This window comes from Streptomyces sp. GS7 (assembly GCF_009834125.1).
Classification (GTDB): Bacteria; Actinomycetota; Actinomycetes; order Streptomycetales; family Streptomycetaceae; genus Streptomyces.
The window spans coordinates 7,224,515-7,243,871 of sequence record NZ_CP047146.1 but is presented as its reverse complement, the minus strand read 5'-3'; the positions used below and the strand labels follow the sequence as shown (position 1 = coordinate 7,243,871).

General features: G+C 73.5%; 13 protein-coding genes. 11 read left to right on the top strand and 2 right to left on the bottom strand.

Features of this window, described 5'->3' with window-relative positions:
- Positions 1–56 precede the first annotated feature (56 nt).
- The 7 genes from GR130_RS31360 (at position 57) to GR130_RS31330 (ending at position 8,282) form a co-directional block, all read left to right on the top strand.
- Positions 57–1,574 carry a gamma-aminobutyraldehyde dehydrogenase gene (locus GR130_RS31360; protein WP_159507827.1) on the top strand — a complete coding sequence of 506 codons (1,518 nt, stop codon included), beginning with the start codon at positions 57–59 and terminating at the stop codon, positions 1,572–1,574.
- 112 nt (positions 1,575–1,686) lie between these two features.
- Positions 1,687–2,952 carry a polyamine ABC transporter substrate-binding protein gene (locus GR130_RS31355; RefSeq protein WP_159507826.1) on the top strand — a complete coding sequence of 422 codons (1,266 nt, stop codon included), beginning with the start codon at positions 1,687–1,689 and terminating at the stop codon, positions 2,950–2,952.
- A gap of 57 nt (positions 2,953–3,009) precedes the next feature.
- Complete coding sequence (locus GR130_RS31350; protein WP_159507825.1) at positions 3,010–4,191, top strand: ABC transporter ATP-binding protein; 1,182 nt, start codon at positions 3,010–3,012, stop codon at positions 4,189–4,191.
- Positions 4,188–5,123: an ABC transporter permease gene (locus tag GR130_RS31345; RefSeq protein WP_159507824.1), complete on the top strand. Its 936-nt coding sequence runs from the start codon at positions 4,188–4,190 to the stop codon at positions 5,121–5,123. Before GR130_RS31350 ends, GR130_RS31345 begins: the two co-directional genes overlap by 4 nt.
- The gene (locus GR130_RS31340; RefSeq protein WP_159507823.1) at positions 5,123–5,965 is read left to right on the top strand and encodes an ABC transporter permease; all 843 of its coding nucleotides are present in this window, start codon (positions 5,123–5,125) and stop codon (positions 5,963–5,965) included. The genes GR130_RS31345 and GR130_RS31340 overlap by 1 nt, the downstream gene beginning before the upstream one ends.
- Positions 5,966–5,970: 5 nt before the next feature.
- Positions 5,971–7,401 (top strand): NAD(P)/FAD-dependent oxidoreductase, encoded by a 1,431-nt coding sequence (locus GR130_RS31335; protein ID WP_159507822.1) that lies wholly within the window; start codon positions 5,971–5,973, stop codon positions 7,399–7,401.
- 182 nt (positions 7,402–7,583) lie between these two features.
- Positions 7,584–8,282, top strand: coding sequence for a DUF4232 domain-containing protein (locus GR130_RS31330; RefSeq protein WP_159507821.1), 699 nt, complete (start codon positions 7,584–7,586; stop codon positions 8,280–8,282).
- Positions 8,283–8,347: 65 nt separating this feature from the next.
- On the opposite strand, the gene GR130_RS31325 is transcribed toward GR130_RS31330, so the two are convergent.
- Together GR130_RS31325 and gabT are read right to left on the bottom strand one after the other, a co-directional pair.
- Positions 8,348–9,067 (bottom strand): phosphatase PAP2 family protein, encoded by a 720-nt coding sequence (locus GR130_RS31325; protein ID WP_328707575.1) that lies wholly within the window; start codon positions 9,065–9,067, stop codon positions 8,348–8,350.
- A 483-nt stretch (positions 9,068–9,550) separates the two neighbouring features.
- Complete coding sequence (gabT, locus tag GR130_RS31320; protein ID WP_159507819.1) at positions 9,551–10,900, bottom strand: 4-aminobutyrate--2-oxoglutarate transaminase; 1,350 nt, start codon at positions 10,898–10,900, stop codon at positions 9,551–9,553.
- 207 nt (positions 10,901–11,107) lie between these two features.
- On the opposite strand from gabT, the gene GR130_RS31315 reads away from it, so the two are divergent.
- From GR130_RS31315 to GR130_RS31300, 4 genes are all read left to right on the top strand, one after another.
- The gene (locus tag GR130_RS31315) at positions 11,108–13,261 is read left to right on the top strand and encodes an ATP-binding protein (RefSeq protein ID WP_159507818.1); all 2,154 of its coding nucleotides are present in this window, start codon (positions 11,108–11,110) and stop codon (positions 13,259–13,261) included.
- Positions 13,262–13,468: 207 nt separating this feature from the next.
- The gene (locus GR130_RS31310; protein ID WP_159507817.1) at positions 13,469–15,178 is read left to right on the top strand and encodes a PucR family transcriptional regulator; all 1,710 of its coding nucleotides are present in this window, start codon (positions 13,469–13,471) and stop codon (positions 15,176–15,178) included.
- A 190-nt stretch (positions 15,179–15,368) separates the two neighbouring features.
- On the top strand, positions 15,369–16,826 hold the full coding sequence (locus GR130_RS31305) for an aldehyde dehydrogenase family protein (protein WP_159507816.1): 1,458 nt from the start codon (positions 15,369–15,371) through the stop codon (positions 16,824–16,826).
- Positions 16,827–17,323: 497 nt separating this feature from the next.
- Positions 17,324–19,261 carry an acyl-CoA dehydrogenase family protein gene (locus tag GR130_RS31300; RefSeq protein WP_159507815.1) on the top strand — a complete coding sequence of 646 codons (1,938 nt, stop codon included), beginning with the start codon at positions 17,324–17,326 and terminating at the stop codon, positions 19,259–19,261.
- Positions 19,262–19,357: the final 96 nt, after the last annotated feature.

Below are 19,357 nucleotides of genomic sequence, written 5' to 3'. Positions count from 1 at the left end.
TAGCTACGCCTGACAGTGCCGCTGAGCGGCCCCGGCGTCCGGCGGAGGAGAGCACCATGGACCAGCGATTCGATGTGACCGAACGATTCGCCGAGGGCGCGCAATTCATCGCCGGCGGTCTGTGCGCCGGCACGTCCGGCCGTACGCAGGACGTCGTGGACCCGGCCACCGGGGAGACCGTCCTGCGCTACGAACTCGCGGGCACGGACCAGGTGGACGCCGCCGTGGCGGCCGCCCGGGGGGCGTTTCCCGGATGGTCGCGGGCCACGCCCGGTGAGCGGTCCGACACCCTGCACCGCTTCGCCGCGGCGCTCGCCGAGGACGCCGAGGACCTCGCCTTCGCCGAATCGCTGAACTGCGGAAAGCCGATCAAGCTCAGCAGGGAGTTCGACGTCCCGGGTTCGATCGACAACGCCGCGTTCTTCGCCGGCGCCGCCCGCCACCTGGAAGGCAAGGCGGCCGGGGAATACAGCGGCGACCACACCTCGGTGATCCGCCGGGAGCCGGTCGGCGTCGTCGGCTCCATCGCGCCGTGGAACTACCCGCTCCAGATGGCCGCCTGGAAGGTGCTGCCGGCCATCGCGGCGGGCAACACCATCGTCCTCAAGCCCGCCGAGATCACCCCGCTGACCTCGCTGCTGTTCGCCCGGGCCGCACAGCGCGCGGGGCTCCCGGACGGGGTGCTCAACATCGTCTGCGGGGCGGGCCGGGACGCCGGTGAGCACCTGGTCGGCCACGCCGGCGTCGCCATGACCTCCTTCACCGGCTCGACCGGGGTCGGCAGGCGCGTCGCCGAGATCGCCACCGGCACGGTCAAGCGGATCCACCTGGAACTGGGCGGCAAGGCCCCGTTCGTCGTCTTCGACGACGCGGACCTGGAGGCCGCGGTCCACGGCGCGGTCGCCGGGGCGCTGATCAACACGGGCCAGGACTGCACCGCCGCCACCCGGGCCTATGTCCAACGCCCGCTGTACGACGCGTTCGTGAGCGGGGTCGCCGATCTGATGGCGACCGTACGGCTGGGCGACCCTTTCGACCCGTCCACCGACCTCGGGCCGCTGATCTCGCACGCCCAGCGCGACCGGGTGGCCGGCTTCGTCGAGCGCGCCCGGGGGTACGCCACCGTCGTCACGGGCGGCGAGGCTCCCCAGGGGGAGCTGGCCCGGGGCGCGTACTACCGACCGACGCTGATCGCCGGGGCCGCCCAGGACAGCGAGATCGTGCAGTCCGAGATCTTCGGGCCGGTGCTGGTCGTGCTGCCCTTCGACAGCGACGACGAGGGCATCGCGCTCGCCAACGACACCCCCTACGGGCTGGCCGCCTCCGCCTGGAGCCGCGACGTCTACCGCACCGGCCGGGCCACCCGCGAGATCAACGCCGGCTGCGTCTGGGTCAACGACCACATCCCGATCATCAGCGAGATGCCGCACGGCGGCGCCAAGGCGTCCGGCTTCGGCAAGGACATGTCGGCGTACTCCTTCGAGGAGTACACGCAGGTCAAGCACGTCATGTACGACAACACCGCGGTGGCCAGGAAGGACTGGCACCGCACGATCTTCGGGGACCGCGGGTAGCCCGCCTCGCGCGGGCGCCCTCCCGGGGCGTCCGCACCGCCCGCGGCCGGTGCCGCGCGGCACCGTCACCACCGGCCGAGCGCCGGGCACACCCCCTGAAAGGGCACCGCGCATGGACCACCACGAGCAGCCCGCGCCGCCGGCACCGCCCGCCCCGCCGTCCGCGGCCGAGCTGACCGCCGCGCGCCGCAGCCTCACCGGCGGCCGGCTCGCCATGACCCGCCGCTCGCTGCTGCGCGCGAGCGGCGCCCTGGCGGCCGTGGTGGGCGGCGGTGCCGCCCTGTCGGCCTGCGGGATCGCCCCCGCGGGCCGTACCGACGCGGCGCTGACCGTGGACCACTCCGCGGCGGAGAAACGGATCCACTTCTCCAGCTGGACGCAGTACATGGACGTCAGCGACGACGGGAAGCGCCATCCGACGCTGGACGCGTTCCGGCGGCGGACCGGGATCACCGTCGACTACACCGAGGACATCAACGACAACGACGAGTTCTTCGGCAAGATCCAGGCGCAGCTCGCCAACGGGCAGGACACCGGCCGCGACCTGATCGTGCTCACCGACTGGATGTGCGCCCGGATGATCTCCCTGGGCTGGATCCAGCCGCTCGACCGGTCGCACCTGCCGCACGCCGCGGCCAACCTGGCGGCGCAGTACCGCAATCCGGCCTGGGACCCGGGCCGCCGGCACTCCTACGTCTGGCAGGGCATCCCCGCGATCATCGCGTACAACAAGAAGGCCACCGGCGGGCGCACCGTCGACTCGGTCAGCCAGCTGCTGGAGGACCCGCGGCTCGCGGGCCGGGTCGGCTTCCTCTCCGAGATGCGCGACACCATAGGGCTGACCCTGCTGGACATGGGCAGGCGGCCCGAGGACGCCACCGCCGACGACTTCGACGCGGCCCTCGCCCGGCTCCAGAAGGGCGTCGACCGCAAGCAGATCCGCCGCTTCACCGGCAACGACTACACCAGCGACCTGGAAAAGGGCGACCTCGCCGCGTGCGTGGCCTGGGCCGGCGACGTGGTCCAGCTCCAGAGCGACAACCCGGCCATCGGCTACGCCATCCCCAAGGCCGGCTACATGACGTCGACCGACAACCTCATGGTGCCCAGCAGGGCGCGCCACAAGGAGAACGCCGAACGGCTCATCGACTACTTCTACGAGCCGGCGGTGGCGGCCCGGCTCGCGGCGTTCGTCAACTACGCCTGCCCGGTGGACGGCGTACGCGGCGAACTTGCCAAGATCGACAAGAAGCTGGCGGAGAACCCGCTGATCCTGCCGGACCCGGAGACGGTCGCCCGATCCCACTCCTTCCGCCCGCTGACCCCCCAGGAGAGCCGGGTGTTCAACCAGAAGTTCTCCGACCTCACCGGCGCCTGAGCCGCACGCCAGGCCCGGCCCGAGCCGTTCTGCCCTCCGACCCACGGGACGACCCACATGACCCACACCGAGACCCCCCGGAGCAGCGGCGGCGACGTCCGCCTCCGCGGGATCAGCAAGACCTACGGCTCCTTCACCGCCGTCCACCCGCTCGATCTCACCATCCCCGCCGGGTCCTTCTTCGCCCTCCTGGGCGCCTCGGGCTGCGGCAAGACCACCACCCTGCGCATGATCGCCGGGCTGGAGGAGCCCACCACCGGGACCGTCGAACTCTCCGGCCGGGACGTCACCGTCCTGCCCCCCTACAAGCGCCAGGTCAACACCGTCTTCCAGAACTACGCGCTCTTCCCGCACCTGGACATCTACGAGAACGTCGCCTTCGGACTGCGCCGCCGCGGCATCAAGTCCGTCAAGAAGCAGGTCGAGGAGATGCTCGACCTGGTCCAGCTCGGCCCCCTGGCGCGCCGCCGGCCGCAGCAGCTCTCCGGCGGCCAGCAGCAGCGGGTCGCGCTCGCGCGGGCGCTGATCAACCACCCCGACGTGCTGCTGCTGGACGAGCCGCTCGGCGCCCTCGACCTGAAGCTGCGCCGCCAGATGCAGCTGGAGCTCAAGCGCATCCAGACCGAGGTCGGCATCACCTTCGTCCATGTCACCCACGACCAGGAGGAGGCCATGACGATGGCCGACACCGTGGCCGTGATGAACGGCGGCCGGGTCGAACAGCTCGGCGCCCCCGCCGAGTTGTACGAGAACCCCGCCACCACCTTCGTCGCCAACTTCCTGGGCACCTCCAACCTCATCCAGGCCGAGGTCGTCGCGGCGGACGGCGAGGAACTGCTCCTCAAGGCCGGTGACGCCGAACTCCGGCTGCCCGCCCGGCGATGCAGCGCCCCGGCCCGCAGCGGCGGGTGGGTACTGGCCGGGGTCCGGCCCGAGAAGGTGGCCCTGGCACACGCCGACGACGCCGCGACGATCGCCGAGGGCCGCAACCGGCTGTCCGGCCGCATCAGGGACGCCGGCTTCATCGGCGTCTCTACCCACTACGTCGTCGACGTGCCGGGCCTGGGCGAACTCGCCGTCTACGAGCAGAACATCGAGCGCGACGGCCGGCTCGTGCCGGGCGCGGAGACCGTGCTGCACTGGAACCCGGCGCACACCTTCGGACTGGACGCGGAGCAGTCCCTGTCCGCGGGGACGACGGACGACGCCGGCGCGGACCTCGACGAGGAGGCCGCGTGACGACCACCCAGGCCCCCGCGCCTCCGGAGCGCCCGGCCGCCGATGCCCCGGAGGTCCGCCGGACCCCGGCCCGCAAGCGGCTGGTCCCCTACTGGCTGCTGCTGCCCGGCATCCTGTGGCTGCTCGTCTTCTTCGCCGCGCCGCTGGTCTACCAGGCGTCGACCTCCCTCCAGACCGGATCCCTCGAAGAGGGCTTCAAGGTCACCTGGCACCTCGCCACCTACTGGGACGCGCTCGCCGAATACTGGCCGCAGTTCGTCCGCTCGGTGGCGTACGCCGCCGTCGCCACCGTGCTCTGCCTGGCGCTCGGCTACCCGCTCGCGTATCTGATCGCCTTCAAGGCCGGGCGCTGGCGGAACCTGGTGATGATCCTGGTGATCGCCCCGTTCTTCACCAGCTTCCTGATCCGCACCCTGGCCTGGAAGACGATCCTGGCCGACGGCGGACCGGTCGTCGGGGCCCTCAACTCCTTCCATGTCCTGGACGTCACCAGCGCCCTGGGCATCACCGAAGGGCACCGGGTGCTGGCCACCCCGCTCGCGGTGGTCTGCGGACTGACCTACAACTTCCTGCCGTTCATGGTCCTGCCGCTCTACACCTCGCTGGAGCGCATCGACCCGCGGCTGCACGAGGCCGCCGGCGACCTCTACGCCCGCCCGGCGACCACGTTCCGCCGGGTCACCTTCCCGCTGTCCCTGCCCGGCGTCGTCGCCGGCACCCTGCTGACCTTCATCCCGGCCGCCGGCGACTACATCAACGCCGAACTGCTGGGCTCCACCGACCAGAAAATGATCGGCAACGTCATCCAGTCGCAGTTCCTGCGCGTCCTGGACTACCCGACCGCCGCCGCCCTCTCCTTCATCCTCATGGCGGCCATCCTCGCCATGGTCACGCTCTACATCCGCAAGTCGGGGACGGAGGACCTGGTCTGATGCCCGGCCACGAGACCACCTCGGCCACCGCGGTCCGCCCCCCGAACCGGGCCGTCCGCTGGCTGCGCCGCAACATCGTCACGATCGCGGGCCTGGGCACGCTGGGCTATCTGATCCTGCCCAACCTCGTCGTGATGGTCTTCTCCTTCAACAAGCCCAACGGCCGCTTCAACTACCAGTGGACGCGGTTCTCCACGGACGCCTGGACCGATCCGTGCGGCGTCGCCGACATGTGCGGCTCGCTCGGGCTCAGCCTGGAGATCGCCGTCTGGGCCACGGTCGGGGCGACCGTCCTCGGCACCATGATCGCGTTCGCGCTGGCCCGCTACCGCTTCCGCGCCCGCTCCGGCGTGAACACCCTGATCTTCCTGCCGATGGCCATGCCCGAGGTCGTCATGGCGGCCTCCCTGGCCACCCTGTTCCTCAACATGGGCATCCAGTTCGGCTTCTGGACCATCCTCATCGCGCACGTCATGTTCTGCCTGAGCTTCGTCGTCACCGCCGTCAAGGCCCGGGTGATGAGCATGGACCCCCGGCTGGAGCAGGCCGCCCAGGACCTCTACGCCACACCGGTGCAGACGTTCCTGCGGGTCACCCTGCCCATCGCGGCGCCCGGCATCGCGGCCGGCGCGCTGCTCTCCTTCGCGCTGTCCTTCGACGACTTCATCATCACGAACTTCAACGCCGGCTCCACCGTGACCTTCCCCATGTTCGTCTGGGGATCGGCACAACGGGGCACACCCGTTCAAATCAATGTCATCGGTACGGCGATGTTCCTGGTCGCCGTGCTCTGCGTCTTCGTCGGCCGGACGGCCGGCAAGAAACGCCGCCAGAGGAGCTGAGAACCATGGCACGAGCTGACGTGCCGTATCCGTCCGAAGCGTCCCCCGTCCATGCGCTGGCCGACGCCTCCCCCAAGCCGTTCTGGCTGGAGGACCCGGCCCGCCCCGACGTCCGGCCCGCCCTCGTCGGCGACGAGCGCTGCGACCTGCTGGTCGTCGGCGGCGGCTACAGCGGACTGTGGACCGCGCTGCTCGCCAAGGAGCGCGACCCGCGGCGCGATGTCGTCCTCATCGAGGGCCAGGAGGTCGGCTGGGCCGCCTCCGGGCGCAACGGCGGCTTCTGCGCCGCCTCGCTCACCCACGGCCTGGGCAACGGCCTGGCCCGCTGGCCCGGCGAACTCGCCGAGCTGGAGAGGCTGGGCGCCCGCAACCTCGACGGGATCGAGGACGCCCTCGCCCGCCACGGCATCGACTGCGACTTCGAGCGCACCGGCGAGATCGACGTCGCCACCGCCCCGCACCAGGTCGCCGAACTCCGCGAGATGGCCGAGGAGGCCGGGGAACTCGGCCTGGAGGGGCGGGAGTTCCTCGACCGGGAGGCGATCCGCGCCGAGGTCGACTCGCCCACCTTCCTCGCCGGCCTGTGGGACCGCACCGGCGTCGCGATGCTCCACCCGGCCAAGCTCGCCTGGGGCCTCAAGCGCGCCTGCCTCTCCCTGGGCGTCCGCATCTACGAGCACACACCGGGCACCCGGCTCTCCTCGCGCGGCGCGGGCATCGCCGTCCGCACCCCGTACGGCAGGGTCTTCGCCCGGCACGCGGCGCTGGGCACCAACGCCTTCCCGTCGCTGGTCAAGCGGGTGCGCCCGTACATCGCGCCGGTCTACGACCACGCCCTGATGACCGAGCCGCTCAGCGCCGAACAGCTCGCCGCCGTCGGCTGGAAGAACCGGCAGGGCCTCAGCGACAGCGCCAACCACTTCCACTACTTCCGCATCACCGCCGACCACCGCATCCTGTGGGGCGGCTACGACATCGTCTACCGCTACGGCGGCGGCGTACGGGCCGAGTACGACCACCACCCGGCCACCTACCGCAGGCTCGCCCACCACTTCTTCCGCTGCTTCCCGCAGCTCGAAGGGCTCCGCTTCAGCCACGCCTGGGGCGGCGCGATCGACACCTGCTCCCGCTTCTCGGCCTTCTTCGGCACCGCCCACGGCGGGCGGGTGGCCTACGCGCTGGGCTACACCGGGCTGGGCGTCGGCGCCACCCGCTTCGGCGCGGACGTGATGCTCGACCTGCTGGCGGGGGAGCACACCGCGTGCACGCGGCTGGAGATGGTGCGGAGCAAGCCGCTGCCCTTCCCGCCGGAGCCGGTGCGGTCGCTGGGCATCGGCCTCACCCAGTGGTCCATGACCCGCGCCGACGAGAACGGCGGCCGCCGCAACCTGTGGCTGAAGGCCATGGACAGGATGGGCCTGGGCTTCGACAGCTGACCCGCCCCTTCCTCGTACACCTCATGGGGCGGGCGGCCCGTCGCCGCCCGCCCCCTGCCGCCTCCTCCCGTGGGTGACGCGGCGGCCGGATGTTAGCGGCCCGTTAGCCGATCATCAGCGGCGGCGACCAGAGTGGTACCCGCGAACGACCACCGGACGCAGCCGACCACAAGGGGGACACCATGTCGCACACCACGCTCCGCCACGGCCGCAGGGCCGCCGCCGCGGGCCTGATCGCGGTCGCCGCGCTCGCCCTGACCGCCTGCAACGGCACCACGTCCGACGCCGCCGGCTCCCCTTCCGGCTCCGCCTCGGCCGCCGCCGCGGACTCCGGCGGTACCGGCGGCTCCGGCGACGGCAGCACCGCGGGCGGTTCGACGAGTGCCAAGTCCACGTCGGCCGGGCACCGTTCGCACGCCGGGAACGGTGCGCACGCCGGCGCCGGCTCCGCGGGCGGCCGGTGCACCACCGACGGACTCCGGGCCGGCTGGGGCTCCGAGGGCGGCGGCATCCCCGACATGAAGAGCGACTCCCAGCAGACCGCCGCGGTGTGGCTGAAGAACACCGGCAGGGCGAGCTGCACCCTGGACGGCTTCCCGGGCGTCCGGATCAAGGGCACCGACGGCACCACCTGGGACCTGCAGCGCTCCGGCGAGAAGCCGGCCCCGGTGACGCTGAAGCCGGGCGCGCACACCCAGTTCACCATCGAGCTGCTGCCCACCACCGGCAAGGACGACAAGAAGGTCGAGCCCGGCCTGGTGACCGTCACCCCGCCGAACGAGAAGAAGTCCTTCGCGCTCAAGTGGCCCTACGGCGGTGCCCTCCTCGACCAGTCGGGCGCCACCCACCCCGGCACCTTCGTCAACCCCGTCAACGGCTGACGGAACGGCAGTCGGCGGTACGTCCGTGGGCCCGGGCCGGACCGGCCCCAGCGGTCCACCAGCCCCTAGCGGTCCGGAGCGGACCGCCCGCCCCATCGGTCGCACACCGCACACCACAGGGGCAGCAGCACACCGGCCAGGCACCAGCTGCCGAGCACGTCGAGCGGCCAGTGGTACCCCTGCCGCACCAACCCCAGGCCGACGCCCGCATTGAGCAGCCCGGTCCCCGTCGCGAGCAGCACCGCGGCGGGGACCGCCGCGATCCGGCCGCGCCCGCGCTCCGCCGGCCGGGCGTCCTCCCGGCGCGCGGCCCCGCGGCGGTGTGCCCGCGCCAGCAGCAGCGCCGCCAGGCCGTAGGCGACGGCCGCGGTGGCCCCGTGCCCCGAGGGATAGAAGCCCTCGTGCGACCCCGCCATCGGGGGCGGCCCCGGCCGGTCGAGCCACACCTTGAACGGGACCACCAGCGCGGGCACCGCGGCCAGGCCGCCCAGCGCGGCGAGCGGGGGCAGCCAGGGCCGCGCCGGTCCCGTACCCGCCGCGCGTCGCAGCCGCCACAGCGCCCACCCCGCCGCCACCAGCAGCACCGGCAGTGCCACGGCCGTGTTGCCGAGATCGGCGAGGAACTGGGCGAGCGGCCCGGGGACGGCGCTCGCCTCCAGGCCGCGGCCGAGCCGTTCGTCGAGGGCGCGCACCGCGCCGTGCGCCGCCACCTGCCAGCTGGTCAGCCCGAAGAGCAGCGCGCTGACCAGCGCGACGATCCCGTGGCGGCGGCCGGGGCCGGGCACGCGGAAACCACGGAAAAGCGGCCGTCCCGGAACAGGGGGGGTTGTTCCGGAACGGCCGCGTCGACCGGTGTCCCGCGCGCCCCGGGGGGTCTGGGGCGGGCGGACATCCGATCGGTGAGGATTCCCGGAGCGAACGGCTCCGGTGTTGTGCGCGAGGGCACGGCCAGGTCGAAGCCGGGGAAGCGCCGACCGGGCGTCACCCGCAGTCCCCTGCGGGCGGGGTGTTTCTCTCATCTGCAGAAACCGTACGGCACCGGGAGTGCACCCGTAAGCCGCATCACCTGCCCGCCATTGCCCCCGCACATCTTCTTCACGCGGCACTTCAGACGGTATCTCCCGTTCCGCTTTCCGCCGGTGGCACGACGGGAACGGGGCGCGGCCCGGGACACGGCCTGCGCCGTCCCCCGGGCCGCGCCCGGATGCCGTTCTGCTGCCGTTCTGCTGCCGTTCTATGGGTCGGCCCGTTACGGACCCGGCCGCCGCTCAGAGCGTGCCGAACGCCGCCTCCAGGATGTCCAGGCCCTCGTTGAGCAGGTCCTCGCCGATGACCAGCGGCGGCAGGAAGCGCAGCACGTTGCCGAACGTGCCGGTCGTCAGGACCAGCAGGCCCTCCTGGTGGCACGCCTTGGCGAGCGCGCCGGTGACCTCCGGGTCGGGGTCCTTGGAGCCGGACTTGACCAGCTCGATCGCGATCATCGCGCCGCGTCCGCGGACCTCGCCGATGATGTCGTGCTTCTCCTGCATCGCGACGAGGCGGGCCTTCATGACCTCCTCGATGCGCCGGGCCCTGGCGTTCAGGTCCAGCTCGCGCATGGTCTCGATGGAGCCGAGCGCGGCGGCGCAGGCCACCGGGTTGCCGCCGTAGGTGCCGCCCAGGCCGCCCGCGTGCGCGGCGTCCATGATCTCCGCGCGGCCGGTGACGGCCGCCAGCGGCAGACCGCCCGCGATGCCCTTGGCGGTGGTGATGAGGTCCGGGACGACGCCCTCGTCCTCGCACGCGAACCACTGGCCCGTACGGCAGAAGCCGGACTGGATCTCGTCGGCGACGAAGACGATCCCGTTCTCCTTCGCGAAGTTCGCGATCGCCGGGAGGAAGCCCTTGGCCGGCTCGATGAAGCCGCCCTCGCCGAGCACCGGCTCGATGATGATCGCCGCGACGTTCTCCGCGCCGATCTGCTTGGTGATCTGCGTGATGGCCTGGTCGGCGGCCTCCCGCGCGCAGTTCTCCGGGCCGGTCAGCCAGCGGTAGGGGTAGGCCAGCGGAACGCGGTAGACCTCGGGGGCGAACGGGCCGAAGCCGTGCTTGTACGGCATGTTCTTCGCGGTCAGCGCCATCGTCAGGTTCGTCCGGCCGTGGTAGCCGTGGTCGAAGACGACGACCGCCTGGCGCTTGGTGTACGCACGGGCGATCTTGACCGCGTTCTCGACGGCCTCCGCACCGGAGTTGAACAGCGCCGACTTCTTCGCGTGGTCGCCCGGCGTCAGTTCGGCCAGCGCCTCGCAGACCTCGACGTACGGCTCGTACGGCGTGACCATCGCACAGGTGTGGGTGAAGTCGGCGAGCTGCGCGGTGGCCCGGCGGACCACGGCCTCCGCGCTGTTGCCGACGGAGGTGACCGCGATGCCGGAGCCGAAGTCGATCAGGGAGTTGCCGTCCACGTCCTCCAGGACGCCGCCGCCCGCGCGCTTGACGAACACGGGCAGCACGGCGCCGACACCGGCCGCCACGGTGGCCTGCTTACGGGCCCACAGCTCCTGGGACTTGGGGCCGGGGATCGCGGTGACGACGCGACGCTCCTGGGGGAGGGCGGGGCCTCCGGACAGTTCGGTCATGGCAGTCTCCTGGGGGTGGAACACGGACGTACAGAGGTCTTGTTCTCGCAGGTTAGGGGCGGTCAACCGGGTCTGGCATGTTCCGATCGGGAGAAGTGCGCGTGTTGCGTTGTCCGCACCGGACATAGCCACGGTGCGCGGCCAGTAGATTGAGCGGCGGCAGACCAGGGTTAGAGGGTCACGGTTCGAGGGGGACAAGGGCACCGGATGGACACCGACGGCACCCAGGACGCGCGCAACACCCGCTCCGACCGGATCCCGCGGCCGGCGGCACCGCCCGCCCCGCCGCCGCCCGCCGCCCCGCCCCGGCCGGCCGTCCCCGCTGCGCCCGCCGCGCCGCCCACAGCCCGGCCGGGCGGCGCCGAGCCGCCGCTCGTCGGGTGGCTGCGCACCCCGCGCCCGGCCGCCGCGCCCGGCATCTGGACGTACGGCCACCGCCCCCGCGCCAAGGAGGAGCCCGAGCGGGTCCCGCTGCGGCAGCTGATCAGCGGTGCGGTGATCTCGTTCCTGTGCGGCTGGCTGCTGTGGTCGCTGCTGTGGAACGGGTACCTCGGCAGCTACTGGCTCTGGCCGCTGGTGCTCCTGACGCCCGACTCCTGGCGCGACGGGACCGAACCGATGGCCTACGTCTGGGCCAGCTACCTCTATTACGGCCTCTTCCTCGCCCTCATGGCCGTCGTCTTCGGCCGCCTCGGCCGCTGGCCCGAACTGGCCCGCCGCGTCCTCGGCCCGGCCCTGCGCCGGCTGCGCGAGAGCGCCCCCGCCGCCGTGCCGCAGCCCGCCGCCGACCGCGCCCAGTGGCCCGAGCTGCGGTCCCACGGCGCCCCCGACGCCGCGGACCGGCTCGCCGAGGAGACGCGCGCCGGGCGGATGAACGATGTGGACGTGGCCCGGATCGAGCGCGCCTGGCGCTCGGTGCGCTCCGGGAAGAACTCCCTGTCCTCCTTCACCGACACCGTCCTGCGGCACGGCGCCGCGGCCTGTGCGCACCCCTCCGGGCAGCGCGACCTGGCGCACCGCACCGCCCGGCACGATCTGCTCGCCCACCAGGTCCGCATCGGCACCGCCGCCGACCACCCGCGCAACCCCTACCAGCACCGGGGCACCGGCTCCGCCCTGGAGCCGCGGGTGCTGGGCACCTCCCTGCTGGCCGTCGGGCCCGCGGGCAGCGGCAAGACGACCCGCGTCGTGCGGCCGGTCGTGGAGGCCATGTGCCTTCAGGCGCTCGCCGGGCAGTGCGCCGTCGTCGCCGTCGGCCCGGCGGGGGCGGACCTCGGGCCCGCCGACGCGTTCGACGTGGTCGTCGCGATCGGCCGCCCGGACCCGGACTGCGACCTCGACCTCTACGGCGGCACCACCGACCCGGACGAGGCGGCCGGGATCCTCGCCGAGGCGCTGGTCGGCGATCTCGCCGCGCAGCTGCCCGGCGGCGACAGCCGGCGCGCGGCGACCGCCCTGGCCCAGCTGCTGGGCCCCTTCCGGGCCGCCCGTGACCGCTTCCCGACCGTGCCCGAGCTGCGCGAACTGCTGGACGGCGCACCGCGGGCGGTGGCCGCGCTGCGCACCGCCCTGGAGGAGGCCGGCGACCAGACCCTGCTGCGCGAACTGGACGCCCGCGCCCGCCAGTCGGAGCGCCCCGGCGACGTCGGCCTGCTGCTCGCGGACCGCATCGCCCTCCTCGACCGCCCGGCGTTCGCCCCCTTCTTCGACCCGACGGGCGCCACCCGCCAGGTCTCGCTGCGCTCCCTCGACCACCCGCTCCGGGTCCGTATCGAACTCCCCGAACGGGGCCACGCCGAGGCGTCCCGGATCCTCGCCCGGCTGGTCCTCGCCCAGTTCACCGAGTGCGCGGTGGCCCGCGCCGACCGCTCGCTGTTCGCCTGCCTGGTGCTCGACGAGGCCGCGCACACCGTCACCGCCGAGGCGCTGCGCGGCCTCCAGCGGCTGCGGTCGGCCAACGCCGGCGCGGTGCTGACCCTGCGCTCCCTGGACGACGTCCCCGAGGGGCTGCGCAGCGCGCTGCTCGGCGCGGTCGGCTGCCGGATGGCGTTCGCCGGTGTGACGCCCTGGGACGGGGCGCCGTTCGCCGAGGTGTGGGGCAAGGAATGGGTGGAGACCCGTGATGTGACGGACCGTCAAATCATCGCGCACGGTGCCGGGATGAAGGCGTTCCATATCTTCCGCCACCTGGTCACCGGCAAGGCGGCCACCTCCAAGGCCGTCACCGTCCGCACCGTCGAGCGCGAACGCTGGTCCGCCTCCGACCTCGCCAACTCCCTCCCCGCCGGGCACGCGGTGCTGTCCGTGACCACGGTCGAGGGCGAGCACACCCCGCCCGTCCTGGTCGACCTGCGCTCCTGAGGGCGCGGGCCGGACTCGGGGCAACGGGGGCGGCGGGGCTGGCGGGGCCGGAGGCGGCGTGCGGTGACCGGCTCCGGGAGGTGTCCCCCAAACCCTCCGTTGAGGCAGAATCGGCACCAGCCGTTCATACGGGGCGGCGCAAACGATCCTGTGCCAGTCCTGGGGTGCCGACCGCTCCCGCCGCCCACCGCAGCCACCGAAGGTCCCATGCCGCACACCCTCGCCTCCCTGGTCAACCACACCGCGCTCAAGCTGACCGTGCTCGCGGGTGAGGACCGGCTCGACGTCCCGGTGCGCTGGGCGCATGCCAGTGAGCTGATCGACCCGGTGCCGTACATGGAGGGCGGTGAGCTGCTGCTGATCACCGCGCTCAAGCTGGACGCGGCGGACCCGGACACCGCGCGCCGGTACGTGCGGAGGGTCGCCGAGGCGGGGGTGGTCGGGCTGGGCTTCGCGGTCGGGGTGAACTACGAGGAGGTGCCGCAGGCGCTGGTCGACGCGGCCCGGGAGCGGCACCTGCCGCTGCTGGCGGTGCCCCGCCGCACGCCGTTCATCGCGATCAGCAAGGCGGTCTCGGCGGCCGTGGCGGCGGACCAGTACCGCGCGGTGACCGCCGGGTTCGAGGCGCAGCGGGAGCTGACCCGGGCGGCGCTCGGCGCCGAGGGACCGGCCGAACTGCTGGCCCGGCTGGCGGCGCACCTGGACGGCTGGGCGGCGCTGTACGACGCGTCGGGCGCGGTGGTGGCCGCGGCCCCCGACTGGGCGGCGCGGCGGGCGGCCCGGCTCGCGCAGGACGTGGCGCGGCTGCGGGAGCGCCCGGCGCCGGCCAGCGCCGTCGTCAGCGACACCGACGGCGACGACCGGGTGGAACTGCAGTCACTGGGCACCGGGCGGCGGGCGCGCGGCGTCCTCGCGGTCGGCACGGCGGCACCGCTGGGCACCGCCGAGCGCTACGCCGTGCACGCCGCCGTCGCGCTGCTGACCCTGACCACGGAGCGGTCCCGGGCCCTCCAGGACGCCGAGCAGCGGCTGGGCGCCGCGGTGCTCAAGATGCTGCTGGCCGGCGAGCCGGACCATGCGCGGGCGGTGGCCGGCCGGCTCTACGGCGGGCTGCTGGACGCCCCGTTCCGCGTCCTGGTGGCCGAGCCGGTGCCCGCCGACGACCAGCAGCCGTCCCCCAAGCTCTCCACTCCGTTCGAGCGGGGGGACCCCCCTGCGCAGGGCGGACCACCGTCTCCCCCCTGGGGAGCCGGGGCCCCGTCCGTCCTGGACGCGCTCGCCGACGCGCTGGACTCCGCCGCGGCGCGGAGCGGCGAGGCGGTCCTCGCCGTACCGGACGTCGGCCGACTGATCGTGCTGGTTGCGGATGGCGGCGCGGCGGCGGGCGCCTGCGCCGAGTTCGCCGCCGCGGCCGAGGCGCGTCTCGGGGCGCAGCCGCGGCCCCGCGGACGGTCGGCGCGCGAGGCGGCGGGCCGGGGCACCGAGGGGCTGGCCGCCGGCCTCTCCGCGCCGACCGGCCCGATGGCCGCCGCGACCGCCTACCGGCAGGCCGAGCAGGCGCTCGCCGTCGCCCGCCGCCGCGGCCGGGTCCTGGTGGAGCACGCGGACGTGGCGGCCGGCTCGGTCCTCCCGCTGCTCGCCGACGACGCGGTGCACGCCTTCGCCGACGGGCTGCTGCGCGCGCTGCGCGAGCACGACGCGACCGGCCGCGGCGACCTGGTGGCGTCGCTGCGCGCCTGGCTCGCCCGGCACGGCCAGTGGGACGCCGCCGCGGCCGACCTGGGCGTGCACCGCCACACCCTGCGCTACCGGATGCGGCGGGTGGAGGAGATCCTGGGCCGCTCGCTGGACGATCCGGACGTCCGCATGGAGCTGTGGCTGGCGCTGAAGGCGACGTCGGTGCCGCCGGGGGAGTAGCCCGGGGGAGCGGCGCACCGGCGCCCGCCACCGCGCTGACTCCACCGCGGAGGGACACGGCACCGGATTTCGCCGCTTCGGACAAGCGTCAGGACGGCGCCGCGCCCCTACGGTGGGCTCAGAGTCAACCGCCGAGCCGCTCCCCGAGCTGCGCGCACCACCCACCACCACTGAAGGGCCGGGATCCACTGTGCCGAACACTGCTGCAGCCCCCACCGCCTTCTGGCTCGCCGGCCGTCAGGCCACCGGCGACGCCACCTTCGATGTCACCTCCCCCTGGGACGGACGTCTCGTCGGCACGGTGAGCGTCCCCACCGAGGCCCAGGTCGAGGAGGCCGTTGCCGCCTCCGTCGCCGTCCAGGAGGAACTGGCCGCGACCCCCGCCCATGTGCGGGCCGCCGCCCTGGACCACGTGGTGCGCGGGCTCCAGGAGCGGGCCGAGGAGATCGCCCGGCTGATCTCCGCGGAGAACGGCAAGCCCATGAAGTGGGCCCGCGGCGAGGTCGGCCGCGCGGTGTCCGTCTTCCGGTTCGCCGCCGAGGAGGCCCGCCGCTTCAACGGCGGCGAGGCGCAGCGCCTGGACACCGACGCGGGCGGCGCCGGCCGGCTCGCGCTCACCCGCCGCTTCCCGCGCGGCACGGTCCTGGGCATCGCGCCGTTCAACTTCCCGCTGAACCTCTGCGCTCACAAGATCGCCCCGGCCATCGCCGCCGGCGCCCCGATCATCCTCAAGCCGGCCCCGGCCACCCCGCTGTCCGGCCTGATCATCGGCGAGCTGCTCGCCGGCACCGACCTGCCCGCCGGCTCCTGGTCGATCCTCCCGGTTCCCAACGACCGCATGCCGGCGCTGGTCCAGGACGAGCGGCTGCCGGTCATCTCCTTCACCGGCTCCGACAAGGTCGGCTACGCCATCCTCGACTCGGTGCCGCGCAAGCACTGCACCCTGGAACTGGGCGGCAACGGCGCGGCCGTGGTCCTGCCCGACTGGTCCTCCGAGGCGGACCTGGACTGGGCGGCGCAGCGCATCGCCACCTTCTCCAACTACCAGGGCGGCCAGTCCTGCATCTCCGTGCAGCGGGTCGTCGCGGACGCCTCCGTCTACGACCGGCTGGTACCCAAGGTCGTCGCGGCCGTCGGGGCCCAGGTCACCGGCGACCCGTCGGACGACGCGACCGAGGTCGGCCCGCTGGTGAGCGAGGACGCCGCCAAGCGCGTCGAGTCATGGGTGGACGACGCCGTGCAGCGCGGCGCCCGGCTGCTGGCGGGCGGCAAGCGCGACGGCGCCTCGTACGCGCCGACCGTGCTGGCGGACGTGCCGTCCGACGCGATCCTGGCCTGCGAGGAGGTCTTCGGCCCGGTGCTCACCCTCAAGAAGGTCGACGGGGTGGACGAGGCGTTCGCGGCCGTCAACGACTCCAAGTTCGGCCTCCAGGCCGGTGTGTTCACGCACGACGCCCGGACCGCCTTCCGCGCCCACCGCGCGCTGGAGGTCGGCGGTGTGGTGATCGGCGACGTGCCGTCCTACCGCGCCGACCAGATGCCGTACGGCGGCGTCAAGCAGTCCGGCGTCGGCCGCGAGGGCGTGCGCTTCGCGATGGACGACTACACCTACGAGCGGGTGCTGGTCCTCACCGGACTGGACCTGTAGGACCCGGCCGGTTCCCGGCCCGCCCGACGGCCTGGTCCGGTGGACAGCGACGGCCATCCCTGGGGCCGTACCGCCCAGCCAGGTCCCCGGCCGGCGCACCCCCCGGCGCCGGCCCCGACGCGGCGCGCTCCGCACCCTGTTCCGGAGCGCGCCGCGTCCCCCGTTCTCCCCCGGGGCCGTGCCGCAGGGGAGGAGCAGCGGCCCGCGTACCGCCGGCGCGGGATGCCGCCCGCCCCTGAGGACGGTGCCCGGCCCGCGCGCGGTGCCGGCTCTCACCGTGCCGTACGGACGCCGTGACCGCGGCGCGGCACCGTGCCGCGCGGCGCATGTCGCCGCGTGAATCACCCGTGGCGGGTACCCGCTCCCGGGGCGGGTGCCGTCCCGTGCCTCCACTGGTGCAACCCGTGCGGATCGGGTAACTCTCACAAGTAGCACTGTCCGGCGGCCGACCGGCTCGCCGGTGCAGAACTCCCGATCCGCGGCGAGGTGAGCTCCTGATGACCGCTCCGTCCATCCGCAACGTTTCCGAGCGCGAAGCGCGCCAGGTCGCCGAGGCGGCCCGCGAGCAGGACTGGCGCAAGCCAAGCTTCGCCAAGGAGCTGTTCCTGGGGCGCTTCCGGCTCGACCTCATCCATCCGCACCCCACCCCGGCGGCCGACGACGTGCGGCGTGGCGAGAAGTTCCTCGCCACGCTGCGGGAGTTCTGCGAGACCGAGGTCGACGGTGCCCGGATCGAGCGCGAGGGGCGCATCCCGGACGAGACCGTCAACGGGCTCAAGGAACTCGGCGCCCTCGGCATGAAGATCGACCCGAAGTACGGCGGCCTCGGGCTGACCCAGGTCTACTACAACCGCGCGCTCGCCCTGGCCGGCTCGGCCAGCCCGGCGATCGGCGCGCTGCTCTCCGCGCATCAGTCGATCGGCGTACCGCAGCCGCTGAAGCTCTTCGGCACCCAGGAGCAGAAGGAGACCTTCCTGCCGCGGCTGGCCAGGACGGACATCTCCGCGTTCCTGCTGACCGAGCCCGACGTCGGCTCGGACCCGGCCCGGCTCGCCACCTCGGCCGTCCGCGACGGCGACGACTACGTGCTCGACGGCGTGAAGCTGTGGACCACCAACGGCGTGGTCGCCGACCTGCTGGTGGTGATGGCCCGGGTGCCCGCCTCCGAGGCGACCGAGACGAGCAAGGCGAGCAAGGGCGGCATCACCGCCTTCGTCGTCGAGGCCGACTCGCCCGGCATCACCGTCGAGAACCGCAACGCCTTCATGGGCCTGCGCGGCCTGGAGAACGGCGTCACCCGCTTCCACCGGGTGCGGGTCCCGGCCGCCAACCGCATCGGCCCCGAGGGCGCCGGCCTGAAGATCGCGCTGACCACGCTCAACACCGGACGGCTCTCGCTGCCGGCGATGTGCGCCGGTACCGGCAAGTGGTGCCTGAAGATCGCCCGCGAGTGGTCCGGCGCCCGCGAGCAGTGGGGCCGCCCGATCGCCCGGCACGAGGCGGTCGGCGCCAAGATCTCGTTCATCGCGGCGACCACCTTCGCCCTGGAAGCCGTCGTCGACCTCGCCTCGCAGATGGCCGACGAGAACCGCAACGACATCCGCATCGAGGCCGCCCTCGCCAAGCTCTACGGCTCCGAGATGGGCTGGCGGATCGCCGACGAGCTGGTCCAGATCCGCGGCGGCCGCGGCTTCGAGACCGCCGACTCGCTCGCCGCCCGCGGCGAACGCGCCGTCCCCGCCGAGCAGGCGCTGCGGGACATGCGCATCAACCGGATCTTCGAGGGCTCCACGGAGATCATGCACCTGCTGATCGCCCGCGAGGCCGTCGACGCCCACCTGTCGGTCGCCGGCGACCTCATCGACCCGGACAAGTCCCTCGCCGACAAGGGCCGGGCCGCCGCCAAGGCCGGCGGCTTCTACGCCCGCTGGCTGCCCAGGCTCGTCGCGGGACCCGGCCAACTCCCGCGCACCTACCAGGAGTTCGGCGAGCTGGCGAGCCATCTGCGATATGTCGAGCGGACCTCCCGCAAGCTCGCCCGGTCCACCTTCTACGCGATGTCCCGCTGGCAGGCGAAGATGGAGACCAAGCAGGGCTTCCTCGGCCGGATCGTCGACATCGGCGCGGAGCTGTTCGCGATGAGCGCGGCCTGCGTACGGGCCGAGCACCTGAGGATGACCGGCGACCACGGCCGCGAGGCGCACCAACTCGCCGACGCCTTCTGCCGGCAGGCCCGGATCCGCGTCGAGGAGCTGTTCGGCCGGCTGTGGACCAACACCGACGAACTGGACCGCAAGGTCGTCGCCGGTGTCCTGGGCGGCAGTTACACCTGGCTGGAGGAGGGCGTCATCGACCCCAGCGGCGACGGCCCCTGGATCGCCGACGCCGCCCCCGGCCCGAGCCTGAAGGACAACGCCCGCCGCCCGATCACGTAGCGGCCCCGCGCCTCGTACGGACGGCCCGCGGGTCGCCCGTACGAGGCGCCGCGGCCCTCGGTGGCCGAGGTGCCCCGCCGACCGGCCACAATGGAC

Excerpts from the sequence above, each read along its gene's own strand:
- GR130_RS31330 (WP_159507821.1), top strand. The coding sequence starts at position 7,584 with ATGTCGCACACCACGCTCCGCCACGGCCGCAGGGCCGCCGCCGCGGGC.
- GR130_RS31300 (WP_159507815.1), top strand. The coding sequence starts at position 17,324 with ATGACCGCTCCGTCCATCCGCAACGTTTCCGAGCGCGAAGCGCGCCAG.
- gabT (WP_159507819.1), bottom strand. The coding sequence starts at position 10,900 with ATGACCGAACTGTCCGGAGGCCCCGCCCTCCCCCAGGAGCGTCGCGTC.
- GR130_RS31350 (WP_159507825.1), top strand. The coding sequence starts at position 3,010 with ATGACCCACACCGAGACCCCCCGGAGCAGCGGCGGCGACGTCCGCCTC.
- GR130_RS31310 (WP_159507817.1), top strand. The coding sequence starts at position 13,469 with ATGCCGCACACCCTCGCCTCCCTGGTCAACCACACCGCGCTCAAGCTG.
- GR130_RS31340 (WP_159507823.1), top strand. The coding sequence starts at position 5,123 with ATGCCCGGCCACGAGACCACCTCGGCCACCGCGGTCCGCCCCCCGAAC.
- GR130_RS31315 (WP_159507818.1), top strand. The coding sequence starts at position 11,108 with ATGGACACCGACGGCACCCAGGACGCGCGCAACACCCGCTCCGACCGG.
- GR130_RS31335 (WP_159507822.1), top strand. The coding sequence starts at position 5,971 with ATGGCACGAGCTGACGTGCCGTATCCGTCCGAAGCGTCCCCCGTCCAT.
- GR130_RS31360 (WP_159507827.1), top strand. The coding sequence starts at position 57 with ATGGACCAGCGATTCGATGTGACCGAACGATTCGCCGAGGGCGCGCAA.
- GR130_RS31355 (WP_159507826.1), top strand. The coding sequence starts at position 1,687 with ATGGACCACCACGAGCAGCCCGCGCCGCCGGCACCGCCCGCCCCGCCG.